The following is a 22,153-nucleotide window of genomic DNA, read 5'->3' on the forward strand; positions in this document are numbered from 1 at the left end:
TTATTGAGCCATTGTGATGCCGTGCTGCGTCTCGGTGGCGCATCGGCTGGGGCGGACCAGATGGTGGCGGTGGCGCGCAGCCTGGGTCTGCCTGTGTTTTTCTCGCTGGATGAGATTTCGCAGGCGTAAAAAAAGCGAAGCCCGCGGGCTTCGCTTTTTGTCATTTCAGGGGGCGCCTGAAAAATGCCCAGGGCTAGGCGTCTTGCCGAAGGCAGTACGAATGTACGACGAGGCAAGGCAACGACGCCATGGGTATTTTCTCAGGTGCTCTTAACGCGATTTTACAAAGGGGATGCCGATAGCTTTTGGCGCGATGGATTTCGCCATCAAGCCCGCCAGCACGATCACGGTGACGACGTATGGCACCATCTGGATCAGCGAGCCGGGGATGCGGCCCACGACGGGCAAGTCCACGCCTTCAATCTGGATCTGGATGGCGGCAAAGAAGCCGAACATCAGGCAGCCGAGGAAGGTGTAGACGGGACGCCAGTTGCCGAAAACCATGGCCGTCAAGGCCAGGTAGCCGGCGCCGGCCGACATGTCGCGCAAGAAGAAGCCGCTTTGCACGATGGCCAGGTAGGCGCCCGAGAACGAGCACAGGATGCCGGCCACCAGCATGGCAAGGTAGCGCGTCGCCTCCACGCTCACGCCAGCCGAATCGGCCGCATGCGGGTTTTCGCCGCAGGCGCGCAGACGCAGGCCGAAGCGCGTGTGGTACAGCAGCCAGTGCACGAGCGGGATCAGCAGGAACGCCACATAGACGAGGATGGAATGGCCGCCGATCAGGTGGGCATATACCCAGCCGATGAAGGGAATGTGCTCCACGTACTGTGTGCCCGGTAAGACCACGTCGAACAGCCGCGCCGAACCGAGGTCGGGCGTGCGGCCGCCTTGCTGGAAGAAGAACTGCGCCAGCACGAACGTCAGCCCGCTCATGGCGATATTGATCGCCATGCCGGCCACCAGCTGGTTGCCCTTTTGCGTAATGCTGACGTAAGCCTGCAGCAAGGCCAAGGCGACGCACACGAGCATGCCGGCAGCCATGCCGTAATACGGGTTTTGCGTCGTGTAGGCCACGGCGGCGGAAGCGAAGGCGCTGGCCAGGATCTTGCCTTCCAGGCCGATGTCGATCATGCCGCTGCGTTCGGCAAACAGGCCGGCCATGGCGGCAAAGATCAGGACGGGCGCATTGCGCACGGTCGATACCAGGATGCTGGCGAATTGAAAGTCGTCGAGTGTCATGGTGTTAGCCTTTGGTGCGCTTGAGCAGGGCGGAAATGGCCGGTGCGTAGAAGTTTTCCATGGCGCCGCAGAACAGGATGATCAAGCCCTGGATGAAAATGAAAGTTTCCGTCGGGATATTCGGTTTTTCCAGCGACAGGTCGAAGCCACCCTGGATCAGCGCACCGAACAGCACGGCCGACAAAAAGATGCCGACCGGATGCTGGCGGCCCATCAGGGCGATGGCGATGCCGATGAAGCCGGCGCCGCCGACGAAATTGAGCGACAGATAATGCGTCGAACCCATGATGGAATTGACGGAACCGAGGCCCGCCAGCGCGCCGGAGATCAGCATGACGATGATGATCATCTTGCTGATCGACACGCCAGCATAGTGGGCCGCATGCTTGTTCAAGCCCGTGGCGCGCAGTTTGAAGCCCCATGACGAGCGCCACACCATCACGCCATAGATCACCAGCGCGGCGATCGCCAGAATAAAACTGATGTTCAGCGGCGTGTCGCCCAGCGACGGGAACCAGGTGGAGAGGCGCGGCATTTCGCCGCTTTCCGCAAACACGCGGCTGGCCGTGTTCTGCTCGCCAGGCGGGATCAGGTATTTCACGATCACGAAGTTCATCAGGCTGGCAGCGATGAAGTTGAACATGATGGTGGTGACGACGATGTGGCTGCCGCGCTTCGCTTGCAGGTAGCCGGGCAGGAAGCCCCACAGCGCGCCAAACAGGGCCGCGCCGATCATGGCGGCTGGAATCAGGAGCCATGCGGGCAGGGTCTGGTCGAAGGCCAGCATGGCCACCGTCAAGCCCAGGCCGCCGATATACATTTGGCCTTCGGAACCGATATTAAACAGCCCGGCCTGCATCGCCACGGACACCGACAGGCCCGTGAAGATGAAGGTGCTGGCGTAGAACAGGGTGTAGCTCAAGCCTTCCGGATTGAGGACGGCGCTGTTGACGAGGATACCCAGCGATTCGGCGGGATCTTCGCCCAGCATATAAATCACCAGGGCTGCGACCAGCAAGGCCGACAGCAGGTTTAACATGGGCATGACAAAGGCTGTCGCCCAGCGTGGCAAGTCGTTATTCATGATTTATGCATTCCCCCCATCAACAGACCGATGCGGGTGGTATCGAATTCTTCAATTTTCAGTTCGCCGGTGATGCGTCCGCCGCACATGACGAGAATGCGGTCGGCCAGCGCCCGCACCTCTTCCAGTTCAACGGACACCAGCAGGATCGCCACGCCCGCGTCGCGCAGGGCCAGCAATTGCGTATGGATGCTTTCGATGGTGCCGATGTCGACGCCGCGCGTAGGCTGGCCTACGAGCATTAGTTTCGGCTTGGCCAGCACTTCGCGCGCGATCACCACCTTTTGCTGGTTACCGCCCGACAGCAGGCCGATGCGCAGGTCCGGATTGGCCGGGCGCACGTCGAAAGTCTTCAGCAGTTCCGCGCAGCGGGCGCCGATGGCCTTGAAGTTGAACAGGCCCCAGCGGTTTTTCAGGTGATCCTGGTAGCCGAGGATGGTGTTTTGCATGACGGAGAAATTCTTCACCACGCCATCGCGCAAGCGGTCTTCCGGAATGTGGGCGATGCCCAGCTCGCGGAAGGCCAGCGGCAAGCCGTCGGCATCGTGGCGCTTGGCAAACGGCAAGTCCTTGTCGAGAAAACGCAGCTTGCCCGAGGTGGGCAAACGCATGCCCGACAGAATTTCCAGCAGCTCGCTCTGGCCATTGCCCGAGACCCCCGCGATGGCGACGATTTCGCCGGCGCGCAAGTTGAAACCAATGTCGGCCAGCAGTTTGACCTGTTGCTCGTCGGCCAGTTGCAGACCGTCCACTTCCAGCACCGTGGCGCCCGGATTGTATGGGGCACGCGGCAAGTGGCTCTGGATGGGGCGGCCGACCATCATGTTGGCCAGTTCCTCTTTCGAGGTAGTTGCCGTGGCAACGGCGCCCACCACCGTGCCGCCGCGCATGACGGTGACGTTGTCGGTGATTTCCAGGATCTCTTGCAGCTTGTGCGTGATCAGGATGATGGTCTTGCCCTGTTCCTTGAACAGGCGCAGGATTTCAAACAGCGAGGCCGTTTCCTGGGCCGTCAGCACGGCCGTCGGCTCGTCGAGGATCAGGATATTGGCGCTGCGGTAAATCTGCTTGAGGATTTCCACGCGCTGCTGCGCGCCGACTGACAGGTCTTCGATCTTCGCCAGCGGGTCGACGTCGAGGCGGTAGCGCGCGCAAATCTCGCGCAGCTTGGCTTCCGCTTCCGTGCGGTGGCTGGCCAGGCGAAAGCCGCCTTCCGTGCCCAGCATGATATTGTCGAGGACGGTGAAGTTCTCGACGAGCATGAAATGCTGGTGCACCATGCCAATGCCGAGGTTGATCGCTTCCTGGCTGTTGCGGATAGGCTGTACTTTTCCGTCGAGCAGGATTTCTCCGCCGTCGGCACGGTAATACCCGTACAGGATGCTCATCAAGGTCGATTTGCCTGCGCCATTTTCCCCCACCAGGCCATGGATACTGCCCTTGGCGATGGAGAAGCTGACGTCGGCGTTCGCCTTCACATGTCCAAACTGCTTGGAAATGCTGCGAAATTCTACTGCTGGCTGCATAGGTTCATAACTGGATAGTTTCATGGAAACGCGCCGCGCGGAGACTGGCCCCGGCGGCGCGCTAAAAGATACGGAGAAAAATTAAACCGGGCAGCTGCTGCCGACGCGGTAATCGATCACTTTGATCTTGCCATCGATAATGTCCTTACGCGCACCCAACACGCGCTTTTCGATTTCCGGCGTGATCAGCTTGCGGTTGTTCGCGTCGAGCGCCCAATCCACGCCGCCTTCTTTCAAGCCTTTATAGCTGACGCCGCCCTTCCAGGTGCCGTCCTTGACTTGCATGAAGCTGTCGTAGACCGTGTTGTCGACGCGCTTGACCATCGAGGTCAGGATGCTGCCTGGATACAGATGATTCTGGTTCGAATCGACGCCGATGGCCAGCTTGCCTTTTTCCTTGGCCATTTGCAGGGTACCCATGCCGCTGCCGCCAGCGACGGCGAAGACGACATCGACGCCGCGCTCGAATTGCGAGCGGGCCAGTTCGCCACCCTTGGCCGGGTCATTCCAGGCGCCGGACGTGGTGCCGACCATGTTTTGCGTGATTTCCATCTTCGGATTGACGGCCTTCGCGCCTTGCGCGTAGCCGCAGGCGAAGTTGCGGATCAGTGGAATATCGATGCCGCCGATGAAGCCGACTTTCTTGCTCTTGCTGGCCATGGCCGCTGCCACGCCCACCAGGTAGGAACCTTCTTCTTCCTTGAAGACGACGGAATTGACGTTGCTGCCGGCGGCCTGGCCGTCGATCAGCACGAATTTTACGTTCGGGAATTCCTTGGCGACCTTTTGCACGGCTTGCGTTTGCGCAAAGCCGATGGCGGCGATCATGTCGAGTTTCTTGCGGGCCAGGCCACGCATGACTTGTTCAGCCTGCGTATCGCTCGATGCCTGCACTTCGATGAAGGAAATGCCCGTGTCTTTTTTGAAGCGCGATGCGCCTTCGAAAGCGGATTGGTTGAACGACTTGTCGAACTTGCCGCCCGCGTCATACACGACACCCAGTTTTGGGGTAGCCGCGGACGCTTGAGCAGTCAGAAATACGGCTGCGATCGTCAAACTAAATTGTGTAAGTTTCATGAATTGGCTCCTGGAAGATCGATATTGTATATTTTTTATAGGTGAAACATATAATTTGGGGCCGATTTAGCCTGTTTTTGATGCACGAGGTGATAATTCCTTATCAACATTGCACTGTATTGCACAAGATCATTGCTGGCCTCGTATGCTTTTATGTCGTCAGTGTGATGCTCATGCAACAGTCGCGCCCCGTCTATAGGTACAACATCGAATGGGGCTGCCGGAGCGGGCTGGGATGCGCCGTCAGTTGACGGGCAGGGCAAGCACGGGACCGGCGCCGCGATGGGCGTCCGAATCACTATGCATCATGCCAGATATGTATGACAAATACGTTTTTGTTTATGTATTTATATGCAGTGCATATAAATAGCTAGTGCCGCAGCTTAGACGGCCGGGGGATTGAGGATATTCAGGAAGGCCCGCACGACGGGAGCGTCGTCCAGCGTGGTGTAGCTGATGTACAGGTTGGCCGACGGGGGATTCGTCTTGATCGGCAGAAACACGACGCCGGGCCAGCCGATGCGGCTTGTCGTTTCCGGCACCAGGGTCACGCCCAGGCCCGCGCCGACCATGGCCAGCAGGGTTTGCGGCTCGCTCGCTTCCTGGAAGATTACGGGTTCGAAACCGGCATTGATGCAGCATTGCACCAGGTAGCGGGGAAACGCGGATTTATCGAGGTTCAGGGTGAGCATCGGCTCGTGGGCGATGTCGATCAGCTCGATGGCCGTGTTTTTCGCCAGCGGATGGTGTTCATTGACGGCCACGCAGACATTTTCGCGGAAGCACAGTTCCTGGCGCAGATTATCGTGACGCAAGTCGTCGTCGTTGAGCTTGGGTTCGCGCCAGAAGCCCACGTCGATCTGCTTGGCGCGCAAGGCTTCGTATTGCACCGTGGGACCGAATTCATGGATGGTCCAGGTGACGCGGGGGAATTTGGTCTGGAATTCTTCCAGCAGGCTGGGGATGGGCCCCCACATGGCCGAGCCAACGATGCCCACGCGCAAGCGGCCCACTTCGCCGCGGTCGATCTGGCGGATGGTGTCGATGGTCATGCGCATCTTGGCCAGCAGGTCGGCCGCCTCGTTCATCAGCGCCTTGCCCGCCACGGTCAGCTCGAACGTGCGCGTGGTGCGGGCAAACAGGCGCACGCCCAGTTCGCTTTCCAGTTTCATGATCTGCTGGCTCAGGGGCGGCTGCGAGATATGCAGGCGCTCGGCGGCGCGGCTGAAGCTTTTCTCCTCGGCAACGGCAAGAAAATACTTTAACTGTTTCAGATCGATGGACATGCTTTCCTTGGCGTTGCGTGTTGCTAGGCGATGGAACGGCGCGCGGACCCGTAAAGGCGCGCGCGCTTTCTTTACAGCAGTCCTATTATCGTGCCACGACTGCCTGCATGGCAATGGCCAGCGCCGTACCGACTTGCGCATTGTGCTTGACCAGCGCGATATTCGTCGCCAGGCTGCGGCCATCCGTCAGTTGCTTGATGCGCGACAACAGGAATGGCGTGACTTGCTTGCCCTTCACTCCGCCCGCGTCCGCTTCCTGCAGCGCTTGCGTGGTGATGGCATCGATTTCTTCCTTGGGCATGGCTTGCGCGGCTGGCACGGGGTTGCTGACGACCACGCCGCCTGTCAAGCCCAGCTGCCACTTGGTGCCGATGAAGGCGGCTTGTTCGGCGGCCGTGTCGAGGCGGAAATCGGCCTTGAAGCCGCTTTCGCGCGTGAAGAATGCGGGAAAACCTTCCTGGCCCACGCTGATGACGGGCACGCCGTGGGTTTCCAGGTATTCCAGGGTCAGGCCGATGTCGAGGATGGATTTCACGCCCGCGCAGACGACGGCCACCGAGGTTTGCGCCAGTTCCTGCAAGTCGGCGGAAATGTCGAAGCTCGTTTCCGCGCCGCGGTGCACGCCGCCGATACCGCCCGTGACGAACACGGAAATACCGGCCAGTTCCGCGCAGATCATGGTGGCAGCCACGGTGGTGGCGCCCAGTTTGCGCTGCGACAGGACGAACGGCAGGTCGCGGCGGCTGACCTTCATGGCGTCGGGCGAGGTGCCCAGCAATTCCAGCTGTTCGGGCGACAGGCCCACGCAGATCTTGCCGTCGATGATGGCGATGGTGGCCGGCACGGCGCCGCCGTCGCGGATGATCTGCTCCACTTCGCGCGCCATTTCCACGTTTTGCGGATACGGCATGCCGTGCGAAATAATGGTCGATTCCAGCGCCACGATGGCCTTGCCGGCGGCGCGCGCGTCGAGCACTTCTTGCGAGAACAAGAGGAAATTCTGTAATTGGGTCATGTTTAATCCTGTTGAAAGAGGGTAGGGGGAGGCGGCGCCAGGTCGGCGTCGTCAATGCTGTCGAGCGCGCCGGCGGAAATCTGGGGGGAGACGGTGGCAGCCGATTCCAGGGTCATGGCGGCCAGCTTCAGGCCGCGCCGGCAAGCCAGTTTCAAATCGCTGCTGTCGTGGTAGAGCGACCAGCAGACGGCGGCGGAAAACGCGTCGCCGGCGCCCGTCACGTCGACGGCGTCCACTTCGCGCGCGGCCAGGTGGACGATAGGCGCGTCCGGGCTGTCGCCATCCGTGAAGTACACGCCTTCGCCGCCGCAGGTGACGATCACCTGGCGCGCGCCCTGGCGCTGTACTTCGCGGCAGGCGGCGCGCAGGTCCGCTGCCGTGGGCAGGGTCCGCGCCACGCGCGTTTCCAGTTCGCCCCGGTTCAGGATCAGCAGGTACAAGCCCGTCAGGTCTTGCGGCAGGTGCGCCATCTTCGGCTGCGAGACGGCGACGATGACGAGCGGCGTCGCGTGGGCCGCATCCTGGCGCGCGTCGGCCAGCAGTGCCTGCACGCTGTCGTGGCCCAGGTTCAGGTCGCAGACGGTGAGGGCGGCGGCGGCGCGCTGCGGCTGGCGGCTATGCAAAAAGGCCGGTGTCAGCTGTTCATAGAGTTGCATGTTGGCCATCGCTAACAGCATTTCGCCATGTTCGTCGAGCACGGCCGTGTAGGTGCCGCTGCTGGTGTTGCTCAGATGTAAGCTGCCGCGCATGTCGATGCCGGCGTCTTCCGCGTGCGTCTGCAGGGCGTGGCCGGCCGCATCGTCGCCCAGCGCCGTCAGCAGGGCCACGGGGATCGACAATCGGGCCAGGTTTTCCGCGATGTTGCGGCCCACGCCGCCAAACACTTCTTCCGAGCGCACGGGATTCGAGGTGCCCATCTGCAAGGTCGCCAGGGTGCGCATCTTGCGGTCGAGGTTGGCGGCGCCTATGCACAGCACGGGCCGGCTGTCGGGCAGCACGTAGGCGCGTCCCAGCAAGCGCCGCTCACGGATGAGGCCGGCGATGTGGCCGGCGACGGCCGAGCGCGATAAGCCCAGTTCGCTCGCCAGGTCTTGCTGCGAGATGAAGGGGTTGTTGCGGATCAGCGTGTACAACTGGTCTTTTTTATTGGTATCGGTCACAAGGTTTTCGCTGAGGTTTAAACATTTGTCTGAAACTGTAAACATTTGTCTTGTTGGTGTCAAGCGTGTGTGAAGTTCGTATCGGACGTGCGCCAAAAGTGGTCGTATGGAGCTTGTATGCAAGCATTTCCCGGGCATGGCGAACCTGGGCTTGTCTCGACTATAATATCGCCCATTTATATTTGAATTGTATAAATGGGCAAGAAAAATGGTATTTGCCATACATATTCCGTTTGATGCATAGTGGCGGCAAATGGAGGCTATCCCAGTAGGGAGCGTCTTCTGCTGGCAGCGGATCAGGAGCGCGGACAAGGCGTGAGGAGGAAGCGTGGCGAGCCACGCGAAGACGATCAACGCAGTCCCCGCTTCTGAGGTGCGCCAGCAGGGGATGTATTCATCTACTGGGATAGCCTCAATGGCAATACGCATTTCGATATACCTGTAACACCATACTTACCCGATACCTGGGCCGCAGTCCTTCACCGGGCACGGCCGCGCAGGCAGCAACCCATCATCATTAGTCAATCAGAGGATAACCATGTCGAACAACACCCCTTTCCACGCCGCCGAAATCATCCGTGCCCGCGCTCCTGAAAATTTCAAGCCGCGCGTGGCGATGATCCTCGGCTCCGGCCTGGGCGTGTTGGCCGAGCAGATGACGGACGCCGTCAGCATCAGCTTTGACGAATTGCCAGGCTTCCCGATCAGCACCGTGCACGGCCACGCCGGCGAACTGGTGATCGGCACCCTGTCGGGCGTCGCCGTCGTCTGCATGAAGGGCCGTGGCCACTTCTACGAAGGCTATGGCATGGGCGTGATGACGAGCGCCATCCGCACCCTGAAACTGCTGGGCTGCGAAATGCTGTTCGTCACCAACGCCGCCGGTTCCCTGCGCCCTGAAGTGGACGCCGGTAGCCTGGTGGCCATCAGCGACCACATCAACCTGTTGCCAGGCACGCCGATGGTCGGCCCGAACGACGACCGCTTCGGTCCGCGCTTCTTCAGCATGGCCAACGCCTACGATGCGGACCTGCGCAAGCTGGTCGCGGACACGGCTGCCTCGAACGGCATCACCCTGCACGAAGGCGTGTTCGTCGCCTACCCTGGCCCGAACTTCGAGACGGCCGCCGAAATCCGCATGATGGCCCGCCTGGGCGCCGACACGGTCGGCATGTCGGTGGTGCCGGAAGTGGTCTCGGCCCGCCATTGCGACCTGAAAGTGGTGGGCGTGTCCGTCATCACCAACCTGGCCGAAGGCATGTCGCCATTCGCCCTGTCGCACGAGCAAACCCTGAAATACGCGGCCATCGGCGCGAAAGACCTGGTCAAGCTGATCCTGGCTTTCCTGGCCAAAGTCGCTGAAAAACCGCAAGCCTAAGCACTTTTTTATGCAGTAGCGGCGCGCCGGCCACCGGCGCTGCCGCGCGGCAGGCCGGGAAAAACCGGCCTACACTGTCCGCATCATCCCGCATCAATCCATAAAGCGAGCCTTATCATGTCACGCGCATTTATCCTCCTGCTTGATTCCTTCGGCCTTGGCGCGACGCCAGACGCCGCCAAGTATGGCGACGCAGGTGCCAATACCTTTGGCCACATTGCCAGCACTGTCGCCAAAAGCGGCAAGACCTTGAAACTCCCGAACATGGAACGCCTGGGCTTGGGCGCTGCGGCGCAACTGGCCAGCGGCGAATGGGCCACGGGCTTCGACCAGCGCGACGGTTTTACCGGCGCCTACGGTGCGGCGCGCGAGCGCTCCACCGGCAAGGACACGCAGAGCGGCCACTGGGAAATCGCCGGCGTGCCCGTCGAATTCGACTGGGGATATTTTCCCCGTACCACGCCATCGTTCCCCGCCGACCTGACCGACAAGCTCAAGGCCATGTCCGGCGTGCCGGGCTTCCTCGGTGACTGCCATGCCTCGGGCACGGACATCATCAACAAGCATGGCGATGAACACGTCGCCACCGGCAAGCTGATTATTTATACGTCGGGCGATTCGGTGATGCAGATCGCCGCGCATGAAGAATCGTTCGGCCTCGAGCGCCTGTACCAGGTATGCGAAATGGCCTTCAAGCTGGTCGAGCCGTACAACATCGGCCGCGTCATTGCCCGCCCGTTCACTGGCAGCAATGGCAACTACACGCGCACGTCCAACCGCCACGACTACGCCGTCGCGCCACCCGCGCCGACCCTGCTCGACCATGTGAAGAACGCGGGCGGTGAAGTCGTCGGCCTGGGCAAGATCAGCGACATTTTCGCTACCCAGGGTATCTCCAGAGTCGTCAAGGGCGTCGACAACATGGCGCTGTTCGAAGCGCTGCTGAAGACGGCCGATGAAGTGCAGGACAAGTCGCTCACCTTTGTGAACTTCGTCGACTTCGACCAGGCTTTCGGCCACCGCCGCAACGTCGAGGGCTATGCCGACGCGCTGCGCGAAATGGATGCGCGCCTGCCGGAATTCATGGCCAAGCTCAAGGAAGGCGACCTGGTCGTGATCACGGCCGACCATGGCTGCGACCCGACCTGGCACGGTTCCGACCACACCCGCGAACATATACCGATGATCTTCTTCGGCCCCGGCGTCGCCCCGCGCGCGCTGGGTATTTCCGAGACCTTCTCCGATATTGGCCAAACCCTCGCCAAGCACCTTGGCGTACCACCACTTGCTAATGGAACCAGCTTGTTATGACACTCATGCACCCCGAATTCAAGCGTAACGAGGCCGTCGGCCTCGACCTGGGCTGGATCAACCAGATCCGCGTCAACCGCGCCGCGACAGACCGCCGCGCGGCCAGCCTGGCGAACCGCCGCACCGTGAAAAAGGAATACCAGGCCGCCTGGCTGGTGAAAGCCATCCAGATGATCGACCTGACCACCCTGGGCGGCGACGATACGCCGGGCCGCGTGGAACGCCTGTGCATGAAGGCCATGCGCCCGCTGCGCGCCGACCTGATGGACGCACTGGGCTTGACGGAACTGAGCACCGGCGCCGTGTGCGTGTACCACGAGATGATCCAGCCGGCCGTGAAGGTCATCCAGGGCCGTTTGCCCATCGCTGCCGTGTCGACGGGTTTCCCGGCCGGCCTGACGAGCATGGAAACGAAGTTGCGCGAGATCGAACTGTCGGTCGCCGCCGGCGCTTCGGAGATCGATATCGTCATCACGCGCCAGCACGTCCTGAACGGCAACTGGCAAGTGCTGTACGACGAAATGCTCGCTTACCGCAAGGCTTGCGGCGAAGCGCACGTGAAGGCGATTCTCGCCACGGGCGACTTGCTGACCATGGAAAACGTGGCCAAGGCGTCGTGGGTCTGCATGATGGCAGGCGCCGATTTCATCAAGACTTCCACCGGCAAGGAGGGCGTGAACGCCACCATTCCCGTGGCCCTGACGATGGTGCGCACGATCCGCGAATACCACGAGCAGACGGGCTTCCAGGTGGGCTTCAAGCCGGCCGGCGGCGTCAGCTCGGCCAAGAGCGCGCTGCAATACCTGACCCTGATGAAGGAAGAACTGGGCAACGAATGGCTGCAGCCGCACCTGTTCCGCATCGGCGCTTCCAGCCTGCTGACCGACATCGAGCGCCAGCTTGAGCACTACGTCACCGGCAGCTACTCGGCCAATCATCGTCACGCACAACCTTAAAGAACAATCGTCATGCCAACAATTAACGAGATTCTCAATACTATGGACTACGGCCCTGCACCCGAAAGTCAAAAAGAAGCGCAGGCGTGGCTTGATGGCCACCAGCGCACATTCGGTTTGTTCATCGACAATGCCTGGAGCGAGCCTGCGGAACTGTTCGCCTCGACCAATCCTGCCGACGGCACGCAACTGGCGGAACTGACGCAAGCGAGCGATGCAGACGTGGAACGCGCCGTGGAAGCGGCGCGCCGCGCGCTGCCCGTATGGCAAGGCATGGGTGGCCACGGCCGCGCGAAAGTCATGTACGCGCTGGCCCGTCTGCTGCAAAAGCATTCGCGCCTGTTCGCCGTGCTGGAAACCCTGGATAACGGCAAGACCATCCGCGAAACGCGCGATATCGACCTGCCGCTGGCCGCGCGCCATTTCTATCATCACGCCGGCTGGGCGCAGCTGCAGTCGGAAGAATTCGCCGACTACCGCGCCGTGGGCGTGGTGGGCCAGATCGTGCCGTGGAATTTCCCCCTGCTGATGCTGTCGTGGAAAATCGCCCCGGCCCTGGCGGCCGGTAACACGGTCGTCTTCAAGCCGGCCGAATTCACGTCGCTGACCGCCATGCTGTTCGCCGAACTGTGCGTGCAGGCGGGCGTGCCGGCTGGCGTGGTCAATATCGTCACCGGCGACGGCCGCGTGGGCTCGGCCATCGTCAACCATCCTGGCGTCGACAAGATCGCGTTTACGGGTTCCACCGAAGTGGGCCGCCTCATTCGTGAAGCGACGGCCGGCAGCGGCAAGAAGCTGTCGCTGGAGCTGGGCGGCAAGTCGCCGTTCATCGTCTTTGAAGACGCTGACCTGGACGGCGCCGTGGAAGGCCTGGTCGATTCGATCTGGTTCAACCAGGGGCAAGTGTGCTGCGCCGGTTCGCGCCTGCTGGTGCAGGAATCGATCCAGGAGCGCTTCCTGAACAAGGTGCGCGCGCGCATGGAAAACCTGCGCCTCGGCTCGCCCCTGGACAAATCGATGGACGTGGGCGCGCTGGTCGACCCCGTGCAGCGCCAGCGCATCGCCGCGCTGGTTGATTCGGCCCGTGCCGAAGGCTGCGATGTATGGCAGCCGGCGTGCGAGTTGCCTGCCGACGGTTCGTGGTTCCCGCCCACCCTGATCACGGGCGCGTCGACCTCGGCCGCCGTGGCGCAGGCTGAGATCTTTGGCCCCGTGCTGGTGGCCATGAGCTTCCGCACGCCGCCTGAAGCGGTGCAACTGGCGAACAACACGGTGTACGGCCTGGCCGCCAGCGTGTGGACCGAGTCGATCAGCCTGGCGCTCGATATCGCTCCCGCCATCAAGGCTGGCGTGGTGTGGATCAACAGCGCGAATCAGTTCGACGCCGCATGCGGCTTCGGCGGCTACCGCGAATCGGGCTTCGGCCGCGAAGGCGGCCGCGAAGGCATGCTGGAATACATGACTGCCCTGGCCGAAGATGCGCGTCCGGCCTTGCCGGTGGTGGAAGCGAAAGCCAAGGGCAATGTGAAGCCGGCGGCAGCCGATCCGTTCGCCATCGACCGCACGGCCAAGATGTACATCGGCGGCAAGCAGGCGCGCCCTGACAGCGCCTACAGCACCCCCGTGTTCGGCGCGAATGGCACCCTGCTGGCCGAAGTGGGCGTGGGCAGCCGCAAGGATATCCGCAACGCCGTCGAAGCGGCCCATAAAGCGTCCGGCTGGACCGGCGCCACGGCGCACAACCGCGCGCAAGTGCTGTACTACATCGCTGAAAACCTGGCCGCGCGCGCCGACGAATTTGCCGCCCGCATCGCCGCCATGACGGGCAGTAAAAATCCTGAGAAGGAAGTACAGGCATCGATCGAACGCCTGTTCTACTACGCTGCCTGGGCCGACAAGTACGACGGCCTGGCGCACCAGCCGCCAACGAAAGGCATCACCGTGGCGCTGAACGAAGCGGTCGGCGTGATCGGCATCGTTTGCCCGAATGAAGCGCCTTTGCTCGGCTTCATTTCGCTGGTGGCGCCGGCCATCGCGCTGGGCAACCGCGTGGTGGTGGTGCCGTCGGAAGCGCATCCGCTCTCCGCGCTGGACCTGTACCAGGTGTTCGATACGTCCGACTTGCCAGGCGGCGTCGTCAACATCATCAGCGGCAACGCCGATGAACTGGCGCGCACCCTGGCCACGCACGCCGACATCGACGCCGTCTGGCGCCATGACGGTTCCGCTGAAGGTTGCGCGGAAGTCGAGCGCCTGTCGGCCGGCACCCTGAAGCGCACCTGGGTTGGCGGCGCGAAGGGCCGCGACTGGTACAGCGCCGCGCAAAGCGGCGGCCGTGCCGTGCTGGCGCATGCGTCGCAAGTGAAAAACGTGTGGATTCCTTACGGCGTCTGATAAGTCACCAGCGTTACAAAGCTGGGGTCAGATCCGCAGGGACTGGCCCCAGATCTCATGATTGGAGTTATTCCATGTTGTTAACCCAGGAAATCATTCGCAAGAAGCGCGACAAGGGCGTGCTGAGCGCCGAGGAAATCCAGTTTTTTGTGCGCGGCATTACTGACGGCAGCGTCAGCGAAGGCCAGATCGCGGCGCTGGGCATGGCCGTCTATTTCAACGACATGAACATGGACGAGCGCGTGGCGTTCACCCTGGCCATGCGCGATTCCGGCCAGGTGCTGGACTGGCGCTCGCTGAACCTGCCGGGCCCCATCGTCGACAAGCATTCGACGGGCGGCGTGGGCGATGTCGTCTCCCTGCTGCTGGGCCCCATGGTCGCCGCGTGCGGCGGCTACGTGCCGATGATCTCGGGCCGCGGCCTGGGCCACACTGGCGGCACGCTGGACAAGTTCGACGCCATTCCCGGCTATTGCACGGTGCCGGACAATGAACTGTTCCGCAAGGTGGTGCAGGAGATCGGCGTGGCCATCATCGGCCAGACGGCGCAGCTGGCGCCGGCCGACAAGCGTTTCTACAGCATCCGCGACGTCACCGCCACGGTGGAATCGGTGGCCATGATCACCGGCTCCATCCTGTCGAAGAAACTGTCGGCCGGCCTGGATGCGCTGGTGATGGACGTGAAAGTGGGCACGGGCGCCTTCATGCCGACCTACGACAAGTCGGTGGAACTGGCCGAAAGCATCGTCGCCGTCGGCAATGGCGCGGGCATGCAGACGTCGGCGATTTTGACGGACATGAACGAGTCGCTGGCGCCGTATGCGGGCAATGCGCTGGAAGTGCGCGGCGCCATGGATTACCTGACGGGCCGTTCGCGTCCCGCGCGCCTGCATGAAGTCACCCTGGCGCTGTGCGCCGAGATGCTGGTGCTGGGCGGCCTGGCTGCCACCGAAGAAGGAGCGCGCGTGAAATTGATGGCGGCCCTCGATTCGGGCGAAGCGGCCGAGCGCTTTTCGCGCATGGTGTCTGCCCTGGGCGGCCCGGCCGATCTGGTCGAACAACCGGACAAGCACCTGGAACAGGCACCATTCATCGTGCCGGCACCGGCGCTGTCTGCCGGCTTTGCCAACGTGCGCGATTGCCGCGCCATCGGTCTGGCCGTGGTGGCCCTGGGTGGTGGCCGCCGCCGTCCGACGGACAGCATCGATTTCGCTGTCGGCCTGACGGATCTCGTGGGCCTGGGCGAGCAGGTGGCTGTCGGCCAGCCGCTGGCCATGGTGCACGCGCGCACGGAAGCGGCGGCGCAGCAAGCCGTCAGGGAAATCCAGCAAGCGTACGCCATCAGCGCGGTGGCGCTGGCGGCCAATCCGGTGATTTACCGTACCATTCGACCGTAACTATTTTTAGCCCCAAAGCAGAGTCCGGGGTCGTACCCTGAGGGTACGACCCCAGCCCTTGCGGGTTTTACAGGTAAATAATCAAATGAACAACCAAGAACTGATCGCCGAAGCCAACGCTGGCCGCGAACTGGCCTACGCGCCATACTCGCGTTTCAAGGTGGGCGCGGCGCTGCTGTGCAAGGATGGCCGCGTCTTCCGCGGCTGTAACGTGGAAAACGCCGCGTATGGCCTGTGCAACTGCGCCGAACGCACGGCGTTTTTCAGCGCCATCGCGCATGGCTGCAAGCCGGGCGACTTTGCCAGGCTGGCCGTCACGGGCGACACGGCGGAACCGATCTCGCCATGCGGCGCCTGCCGCCAGGTGATCTTCGAGATGGGCGGCGCCGACCTGCCGGTGATCCTCACCAATCTGAAAAACGATGTCATGGAAGTGACGGCGGGCTGGCTGCTGCCGCACGGCTTCGGCAATTCCGACCTGGACATGAAGTAACAGGATCCGCTTGAACAAGACGATCGACATCCAGGCCGCCGTGGCGATTGCCGCGGCCGAAGCCATGGCAGCCAAGACGCAGGGGACCTTCGGCGTGGGCGGCGTGCTGCTCGATGGCGCCGGCAACGTGCTGCAATCGATGCACAACAACGTCGTGCGCCAGGGCCTGGTGTTCGACCCCACCGCGCATGGCGAGCGCCAGCTGGTGGATTGGTATTTCGCCGAACGGGCCAAGGGCACGCCCTTGCCGCCGCCGGGCGAACTGACCATCGTCACCTCGCTCGATCCGTGCTGCATGTGCACGGGGGCGATTTTGGCGGCCGGTTTCAACGTGGTGGTGGCCGCTCCCGACGTCAAGGCGGGCATCAATTACGATGGCAGCGCCAGTTTTACCGCCTTGCCGGCGCCGCTGCAGGCGCAGGCCGGCCGCAGCTTTTGCTATCCGGCCGTGCGTGGCGCCACCGAGTATGCGCGCCTGCCTTCCGGCGCCGCGCCCAAATCTTTTTTCATCGGCAAGAGCATCCACGAGGCGACGCAGGCACTGTGCTCGCTCGTGTTCGAGTCGACATCGGCGCAGGTGATGCAGTTGCTGAACGCCGGCGACGACGTGTACTTGCGCGATCCCGCCACCTTGCCGTCCGAGCATGCCGTGGTGCGCGCCCTGCGCCGCCGCTATCCTGATGCCCTCACTTACCGCTGCGCGCCGCATGCGCCGGATGCCGGCCTGGCGCCATTTTTGCAGGCGGCCATGGAGCAGGATGTGCGCGATGGCGGGCAGGGCGACGCGGCCGCCTTGCTCGATTCCTTTGGCAATCTGTTGTTGTGCATGCCGGGAAAATTGGCGCAGTCGGTCATCCGCACGCCATTCATGGAATGCACGCGCCAGTACGCGCAGCTGCGCTTTGAATTGATGGCGAACGCGGAGCCGGCGCTGCAGGATGAAATCAAAAGCTACCTGGGGCATCCCAAGCATGGCACCTTCGTGCTGGCCATCGGCCCGGACGACAGCGCCGCCAGCTTCATGACCCTGGGCGCCTACGGCTCCACCATGGAGGGGGCGCTGCCGGAAAATAATCCCGCGCAATTCCAGTATGTGCGCCCGGCCATGGATGAAGACGCGCTGCTGGCGCTGTGCGAGTCGATGCCGCCGTTGTACCGCAAGCTGATACGCATCCGGCCACGCCAGGTGGCGGACCATGCGTTGATCAGCGCACTCGGTTAGGCGTCGTCGTCCGGCAGGTTCTTCAGCAGGAAGTCGCGTACGTTTTCGCCCGCCACGCGGCGGATCTGCGCTTCCGACAGGCCAGCGTCGAGCAGCGCCTGCGTCAATCGCGGCAAGCCTGTCGCATCGATGGCCGTGGTGACGGCGCCGTCGAAGTCCGAGCCATAGGCCACGTGTTCGGCGCCGATCAGTTTGACCGTGTACTTGATGGCGCGCGCGATGGACGCCACGTCCTTGCCGCAGACGGCCGTGTTCCAGAAGCCGATGCCCACCAGGCCACCCTGGGCGGCGATGCGTTTCAACTGGCTGTCGCTGAGGTTGCGGCCGTTGGCGCAAGTGCCGCGCACGCCCGTGTGCGAGACCATCACGGGGCGTTTCGCCATCGTTAACACGTCGTCGATGGTGGCCGGCGAGGCGTGCGCCAGGTCGACGATCATCTTGCGCTGCTCCATGGCGCGAAGCCATTGCCGGCCCAGCGGCGTCAGGCCGCCTTTTTTCATGCCGTGCTGGGAACCGGAGAGTTCCGTATCGAAGAAATGCGTGGGCGCGGCCATGCGGAAGCCGGCCCGGTACAGGGTATCGAGGTTGTCCAGCTTGCCTTCGAGCGCATGCGCGCCTTCCAGCGTCAGCCAGCCGGCCAGCAGGGCGGGGTCTTTTTCGCGCGCGGCGATGAAGCTGCGCAGCTGGGCGCGGCTGCCGATCACCCGGACCTTGCCATGGCTCTTGGCCGCTTGCTGGCGCAGTTCGTCGGCCTGCCAGGTGGCGCGCGCCAGCAGGCTGTTCCAGGTAGCGGGCGGCAAGCCTTGTGCCACCACCAGGGCCGTGATGTTGTCAGTGTCACTGCCATTGCGCTCGATATTCATCTTGCGCGGCGTCTTGGTCACGACGGAAAAGGCTTGTAGCGCCACGTTGGCCCGTTGCAGGCGCGGGAAGTCGACATGCCCGCGCTGGCTGTCGCGGTTCAGGTTGCGTTGCCACAGCAGACTGTCCGCATGCAGGTCGGCGATCCACAGGCTCTGGTGCAGGGCCACGGTGGCTGCCGATGGCGCCTTGCCGGACGGAGGGTGGACACGGTTGAGGTGCTCGTCGACGAGGACGGGAGCGGACAGGAAACCGCCGATCAGCGCAAGGCTGGCGGCGGCGAGGGTACTGATAATCATTGTTCTCCGTTTTACCATGGATCGTAGGTGCCCAGGCTCCAGATATGGCCTTCCGGGTCGCGGCAGGTAAATCCCCGTCCGCCGTAATCTTCATCCTTGATGTCGAGCACGATCTCGGCGCCGGCTTCGCGCGCGCTGCGGTAGACGGCATCGGCATCGCTGACGACCAGGTAGCAGCTTTGCGTATTGGCGCCGCCGATGTCGCCAGGCAGTTTCATCAGGCGGCCATAGTCGCTGTCGAGGGCCGGTGCTACCATGACCATGCCATTGCCGAAGCTCAGTTGCGCATGGGCGACGCCACCGTTGCCGTCAGGCACGATCAATTGTTTTTCAAAGCCGAGCGCCTTGCACAGCCATTCAATGGCGGCGGGCGCGTCGCGGTAGCGCAGGCAGGGAATGGTCGTCGCTGCTGTAGCTTTTGCTGTCGTGGTCATCAGAAAACTCCTATGGCGGTGGGGGAGTAGCTTCGATCATGGATACTGCGTGGCGTTCCGTACCCATACCGTCCATCGGGATGGGTTTGATGCCTGTCAGTGCTGTGCCCATCCATAGTGCCATAGAACAATCATTGAACTCTTGCCACGACGCAAATTTTTATTGCGGCGACTGCTGCGAGCCCGGCGCTTTTTCGTCTGCGCCGGCATCATCGCTGTTGCTTGCCCATTTCAGCAGCATGACGAGGGCAAACAGCATGATGGCTAGCGGCAAGATGGTAATCAGGAACGCCAGGCCCAGGCAGCACGCCAGCAGCATGGGCCACGACATGGCCCGCAAGGCGGCCATGCCCTGGCGCGTGTAAGCGCACAGCTCGTTCCAGAAAGCGCTGAAGGAAGTGCTGCCCGGTGCCGAATTGATGTCTTTCATGCCGTTCTCCTGTCGTGTGGGTGCCGCTGCCGTATGCATGCTGGCGATGAGTCCACTATAGGCAGAACTATACTGCCGGGCCTCGCGTATGCGACGAATGGCAGGAATGGCGGACCGAACGGCGACAGGCCGGGACAAACGGTTACTCAAACACCTTGAGTTTCAGCTGGAAACTGAGGGCGCCATACAGGCGGTCCTTGTAGGAAGGCACGACGGCGATATTCACGCCCACGCGCTGGTATTCATAGCTGATGGTGGGGACCAGGGCCGGGAACCAACCGCCATCGCGCATCTTCGGATAGCCGCTGAAGCCGCCAACGACGGCGCCGACGCGCAGCGGGCCTACCTTGATCGGCTGGTAGTACACGCCCAGGTAGTTCGAGTAGGCACGGTCGCTATTGTAGAAGCGGCCCGCCGTGACCGACGCGACCGTGGAAAAGCGGTATTCGGCGCCCAGGCCCGGATTGCTGTCATTCAGGTTCTTGTCGCGCTGAAAGTGATACGAATAAAAGCCCGCGTTGAGCCAGGTTTCGCTCAGCGGCTGGTTATCGATCATGTTCACAACATCGGCGTGTGCGCCGCAGGCATATGCCAGCATCAGTGCGCCTAGGGACAATCGTTTCATGCGTGCTTCATCCTTATGATTTCGTATTCTGTGGCCTGGCCTGGCCTGGCGCTGCCGCGATCGTATCACCAAGTTGGCTGCGCTTCTAAGCAATATTGAAAGAGCAGAACAAACGGCTGTTTTCCCATCTGTTCAAAGCGCCATCCGGATGGCTAAGGCCTTCTCCGGGCAGCGACAGGAAAACAATTTCCATTATGCAACTATGTTTTCATAATTGTTACAAAAGTTGTTGATTTACGACATCTCAAATCAAATAGATATGATATTCTGGCGTCAAGTTAATTTTCTTTTTGGAAATAAAAATGCCAAGCATGCCTAAATTGCCACTCCTTCTCGTTCTGTCGACCGTGTTCGCTGCCGGCGCCGCGCAAGCCGGTGTTGTCGATCTGGGTATCGGTGGCGCCAATTTGTATTCCCTGAGCAACTTCAGCGCGTCCGGCAGCGATGTCGAAGGCGGCGTGCTGGTTGCCGGTAACCTGTCCGCGTCGAGCTATTCGATTAATGACAAGAACAAGGACGCCTACGTCACGCACGGTAATACCGGCTATGCGCTGGTGGTTGGCGGCAACCTGAACTACAGCTCCGGTTCGATCAAGAACGGCAACTATTTTGTGGGTGGCAGCACGACGACGAGCAGCGTGGGCCTGAACACGGCGACCAAGACCACGGCGTCGCCCGTATCGTTTGCCTCCACCTCGGCCCAACTGAAAAGCACCTCGACCTCGCTGGCGAAAGTGGCGTCCACGGGCAGCAGCTCCGTGGCCTACGGCGGCATGACCCTGAAGGGCGGCACGGGTAGCGTGCAAGTGTTCGATCTGACTTCCGCGGCGTTGGGCTCGGTGAATAACTTCAAGTTCAGCAACCTGCACACGAACGACACCCTGATCCTCAATATCAGCGGCAAGAATGTGAACCTGTCCGGCGGCTACGGCGATTTCAGCAAATACAATGTGCTGTACAACTTCTATGAAGCGCAAAACATCACCTTGAACGGTGTGGGCCTGTATGGCAGCATTCTGGCGCCACTGGCGACCCTGGCCGGCGGCAATGGCCAGATCAACGGCAACGTGGTGGTGGGTAACTGGGCTTCGAACATCCAGGTCAACGCCAACCATTATTTCAACGTCACCAACGTGGCCGGTTATGTTTCGGCCGTGCCGGAACCGGAAACCTATGCGATGTTGTTGGCAGGCCTGGGCCTGGTTGGCTTCATGGCGCGCCGCCGCAAGGGCAAGACGGCAGCATAAGCGTTTGCGCTGTTCAGGAAACCGCCTTGCAAGGCGGTTTTTTTTCGCCTGCGGGCGGCATGGACACGGCCGCCAGTACCATGTGCGCGATCAGGATTTCCGCATCCTCGTAATCCTTGCGCGTGAGCTGCTTGCGCTCCAGCACCAGGGCCATCTGCGCTGAAAAATCCGCATACGATTGCGTCATGGCCCAGATGGCGAACATCAGGTGCGTGGCGTTGACGGGCGCGATCCTGCCGGCCGCGATCCAGGCTTCGAAGACGGCGATATCCTTGCGCAGCAGGGGCACGACCCGGTCGCGTATCTGCGCGCCGTACAGGGGGGCGCCATTGATCACTTCCAGCGCATACACGCGCGAAGCCCACGGCTGTTCGCGCGAAAAACGCAGCTTGGCGCCGATGTAGGCGCGCAGCACGTCGCGCGGCTCGTCGTGTTCATTGGCCAGCGACTCCATGCGCGCCAGCCAGTCGTCGAGCACATCGTCGAGCACGCGCTGGTACAGCAGCTGCTTGGACGGGAAGTAATACATCAGGTTTTGCTTCGACAGGCCGGCCCGTTCGGCGATGGTGGCGATCGACGCGCCCTCATAGCCGCTTTCCGCGAACGCGCGCACGGCTTGTTCCAGGATGTCCGCTTCCAGGCGGTCGCGGTTTTGCAGGCGCCGCCCGCCGGCATTTTTTACGGGAAGGGTAGGGGATTTTTCGCTGGCCATGGCA

20 protein-coding genes are annotated in these 22,153 nt (G+C 62.0%); 8 read left to right on the plus strand and 12 right to left on the minus strand.

Translation table 11 applies throughout. The annotated features are described in order from the left end of the window. Positions 1-270: 270 nt before the first annotated feature. The 7 genes from U0004_RS05985 to U0004_RS06015 form a co-directional block, all read right to left on the minus strand. Positions 271-1,242 carry an ABC transporter permease gene (locus tag U0004_RS05985; RefSeq protein ID WP_034754516.1) on the minus strand — a complete coding sequence of 324 codons (972 nt, stop codon included), beginning with the start codon at positions 1,240-1,242 and terminating at the stop codon, positions 271-273. Positions 1,243-1,246: 4 nt separating this feature from the next. Further along, positions 1,247-2,326, minus strand: a complete 1,080-nt coding sequence (locus tag U0004_RS05990) for an ABC transporter permease (RefSeq protein ID WP_034785591.1) — start codon at positions 2,324-2,326, stop codon at positions 1,247-1,249. Next, entirely contained in the window at positions 2,323-3,852 is a 1,530-nt protein-coding gene (locus U0004_RS05995) for an ABC transporter ATP-binding protein (protein ID WP_070260161.1), read from the minus strand. Before U0004_RS05995 ends, U0004_RS05990 begins: the two co-directional genes overlap by 4 nt. An 81-nt stretch (positions 3,853-3,933) precedes the next feature. Further along, positions 3,934-4,929 (minus strand): BMP family lipoprotein, encoded by a 996-nt coding sequence (locus tag U0004_RS06000; RefSeq protein ID WP_034785587.1) that lies wholly within the window; start codon positions 4,927-4,929, stop codon positions 3,934-3,936. Positions 4,930-5,312: 383 nt separating this feature from the next. Then, entirely contained in the window at positions 5,313-6,215 is a 903-nt protein-coding gene (locus tag U0004_RS06005; protein ID WP_034785584.1) for a LysR family transcriptional regulator, read from the minus strand. 85 nt (positions 6,216-6,300) lie between these two features. Continuing rightward, complete coding sequence (locus U0004_RS06010; protein WP_034785582.1) at positions 6,301-7,230, minus strand: pseudouridine-5'-phosphate glycosidase; 930 nt, start codon at positions 7,228-7,230, stop codon at positions 6,301-6,303. Between the two features lie 2 nt (positions 7,231-7,232). Further along, a complete protein-coding gene (locus U0004_RS06015; RefSeq protein WP_070260158.1) occupies positions 7,233-8,390 on the minus strand; it encodes a carbohydrate kinase in 1,158 nt (385 codons plus the stop codon). Between the two features lie 538 nt (positions 8,391-8,928). Here U0004_RS06015 and xapA point away from each other — a divergent pair. The 7 genes from xapA (at position 8,929) to U0004_RS06050 (ending at position 17,541) form a co-directional block, all read left to right on the plus strand. Then, positions 8,929-9,768 (plus strand): xanthosine phosphorylase, encoded by an 840-nt coding sequence (xapA, locus tag U0004_RS06020; protein ID WP_034785579.1) that lies wholly within the window; start codon positions 8,929-8,931, stop codon positions 9,766-9,768. A gap of 117 nt (positions 9,769-9,885) precedes the next feature. Continuing rightward, entirely contained in the window at positions 9,886-11,079 is a 1,194-nt protein-coding gene (locus U0004_RS06025) for a phosphopentomutase (RefSeq protein ID WP_034785578.1), read from the plus strand. Beyond that, positions 11,076-12,035, plus strand: a complete 960-nt coding sequence (deoC, locus tag U0004_RS06030) for a deoxyribose-phosphate aldolase (RefSeq protein WP_046685481.1) — start codon at positions 11,076-11,078, stop codon at positions 12,033-12,035. Before U0004_RS06025 ends, deoC begins: the two co-directional genes overlap by 4 nt. A 12-nt stretch (positions 12,036-12,047) precedes the next feature. Continuing rightward, positions 12,048-14,429, plus strand: a complete 2,382-nt coding sequence (locus U0004_RS06035; RefSeq protein WP_370452791.1) for an aldehyde dehydrogenase family protein — start codon at positions 12,048-12,050, stop codon at positions 14,427-14,429. Positions 14,430-14,503: 74 nt separating this feature from the next. Continuing rightward, complete coding sequence (deoA, locus tag U0004_RS06040; RefSeq protein WP_070260153.1) at positions 14,504-15,826, plus strand: thymidine phosphorylase; 1,323 nt, start codon at positions 14,504-14,506, stop codon at positions 15,824-15,826. 85 nt (positions 15,827-15,911) lie between these two features. Further along, positions 15,912-16,319 carry a cytidine deaminase gene (locus tag U0004_RS06045; protein WP_034785574.1) on the plus strand — a complete coding sequence of 136 codons (408 nt, stop codon included), beginning with the start codon at positions 15,912-15,914 and terminating at the stop codon, positions 16,317-16,319. A gap of 10 nt (positions 16,320-16,329) precedes the next feature. Next, positions 16,330-17,541: a nucleoside deaminase gene (locus U0004_RS06050; protein WP_070260151.1), complete on the plus strand. Its 1,212-nt coding sequence runs from the start codon at positions 16,330-16,332 to the stop codon at positions 17,539-17,541. Here the strand turns inward: U0004_RS06050 and U0004_RS06055 are convergent. The 4 genes from U0004_RS06055 to U0004_RS06070 form a co-directional block, all read right to left on the minus strand. Then, positions 17,538-18,701: a dipeptidase gene (locus U0004_RS06055; RefSeq protein ID WP_115057416.1), complete on the minus strand. Its 1,164-nt coding sequence runs from the start codon at positions 18,699-18,701 to the stop codon at positions 17,538-17,540. The two genes, U0004_RS06050 and U0004_RS06055, sit on opposite strands and share 4 nt — an antisense overlap. Before the next feature lie 11 nt (positions 18,702-18,712). Continuing rightward, positions 18,713-19,135, minus strand: a complete 423-nt coding sequence (locus tag U0004_RS06060; RefSeq protein ID WP_070260147.1) for a VOC family protein — start codon at positions 19,133-19,135, stop codon at positions 18,713-18,715. A 160-nt stretch (positions 19,136-19,295) separates the two neighbouring features. Beyond that, complete coding sequence (locus U0004_RS06065; protein WP_070260145.1) at positions 19,296-19,565, minus strand: hypothetical protein; 270 nt, start codon at positions 19,563-19,565, stop codon at positions 19,296-19,298. Between the two features lie 142 nt (positions 19,566-19,707). Further along, complete coding sequence (locus U0004_RS06070; RefSeq protein WP_070260143.1) at positions 19,708-20,190, minus strand: hypothetical protein; 483 nt, start codon at positions 20,188-20,190, stop codon at positions 19,708-19,710. Between the two features lie 311 nt (positions 20,191-20,501). Between U0004_RS06070 and U0004_RS06075 the strand changes: the two genes are divergently transcribed. Next, a complete protein-coding gene (locus U0004_RS06075; RefSeq protein WP_070260217.1) occupies positions 20,502-21,437 on the plus strand; it encodes a choice-of-anchor A family protein in 936 nt (311 codons plus the stop codon). A 13-nt stretch (positions 21,438-21,450) separates the two neighbouring features. Here the strand turns inward: U0004_RS06075 and U0004_RS06080 are convergent, their stop codons facing one another. After that, on the minus strand, positions 21,451-22,149 hold the full coding sequence (locus U0004_RS06080) for a TetR/AcrR family transcriptional regulator (protein WP_070260141.1): 699 nt from the start codon (positions 22,147-22,149) through the stop codon (positions 21,451-21,453). Between the last annotated feature and the right edge of the window lie 4 nt (positions 22,150-22,153).

Source organism: Janthinobacterium lividum (assembly GCF_034424625.1).
Lineage (GTDB): Bacteria > Pseudomonadota > Gammaproteobacteria > Burkholderiales > Burkholderiaceae_D > Janthinobacterium > Janthinobacterium lividum.